Here is a 585-nt window from a genome sequence, read left to right as displayed (position 1 = left end):
CTCGTCGTGGCTCAAGCTGGCGCCGCTGTTCGTGCTGGGCGTGCTGCTGTGCGCCGAGCCGATGGTGTTCCGCACCGACGGCCTGTCGGCCACCTGGATGCTGTATTTCGGCATCGGCGCCGTGATCGTCGGCGCCATCCTGCTGGGCCGGCGCCGCATCGCCGCCGCGCTGCCGCCGCTGGAGGTGCTGGACGACATCATGTACCGCGCCATCGCCATCGGCTTCGCCTTCTTCACCGTGGCGACCATCCTGGGGGCGCTGTGGGCCGCGGACGCCTGGGGCGCCTACTGGCAGTGGGACCCCAAGGAAACCTGGGCGCTGATCGTCTGGCTGAACTACGCGGCCTGGCTGCACATGCGGTTGATCAAGGGCCTGCGCGGCACGATGGCGGCCTATTGGGCGCTGACGGGCCTGCTGATCACCGGCTTCGCCTTCCTGGGCGTGAACATGTTCCTGTCGGGCCTGCATTCCTACGGCCAGCTCTGATCTGGCGCACGGCAAAAGGCCCCGCTTCGACGGGGCCTTTTTCATTGGAAAGCCAGGGCGCGTTCAGGGCAGCGTCGACTCGCCGCGCAGCAGGTCGT

Annotated in this window: 1 protein-coding gene; it reads left to right on the top strand. The window is 68.2% G+C overall.

What is annotated here, in order from left to right; genetic code table 11:
• Positions 1–487 (top strand): cytochrome c biogenesis protein CcsA (ccsA, locus tag DNK89_RS23715; RefSeq protein ID WP_161958985.1); only part of this gene is annotated, 487 nt, incomplete at its 5' end.
• Between the last annotated feature and the right edge of the window lie 98 nt (positions 488–585).

This window comes from Acidovorax sp. ST3, from assembly GCF_003231145.1.
Lineage (GTDB): Bacteria > Pseudomonadota > Gammaproteobacteria > Burkholderiales > Burkholderiaceae_C > Acidovorax.
The sequence above is the reverse complement of the archived record's forward strand: the minus strand, read 5'-3'. Positions and strand labels throughout refer to the sequence as shown.